Below are 480 nucleotides of genomic sequence, written 5' to 3' on the forward strand. Positions count from 1 at the left end.
TGCAAAGAGACTATCATCTGCTCAATAGACGCTTTAACGATAGGAGCGGTGTCTGTGGCCTCCGTTTTTTCCAATCGATTCAGCTCACGTTGTAAGTCTTCTTGTAGCGCGTCTAAGCGCGACAGTAAAGACTTGAGGTGACGCGCCTCTGCTGGCGGCGGTGTCCACAATTTAGGCTTAGCACTATAGGTGTAGCGGGCTAATAACATACTATCTTTCTTATCCGTCTTGTTGCGACTTCCTAAACTAGCAGCATAGCTTTTGACGTAAGCAGGATTGATGATGCTAACGTTAAGCTTTTTATCAAATAGGTAGTAGGCGATGTTCTCGTGATAGACGCCTGTAGCTTCAAGGGTTATGTGGATGTTGTTTAAGTCATCAGTAATGTTAGCAATTAGCCAGTTGATAAGAGCAGCATAGTCACTGTGATCATTTTTAAAGACTTTAGTTTTGAATTTTAGTTTGTCAGTGTCTTTGAGC

The 480-nt window shown here is 42.7% G+C and carries 1 protein-coding gene; it reads right to left on the bottom strand.

The features are described 5' to 3' along the window. A partial coding sequence (locus AAEZ03_RS25855; protein WP_350582569.1) for an IS110 family transposase occupies positions 1–480 on the bottom strand: 480 nt, incomplete at both ends.

The organism is Pseudomonas sp. HY2-MNA-CIBAN-0224 (assembly GCF_040310285.1).
GTDB lineage: Bacteria > Pseudomonadota > Gammaproteobacteria > Pseudomonadales > Pseudomonadaceae > Aquipseudomonas > Aquipseudomonas helleri.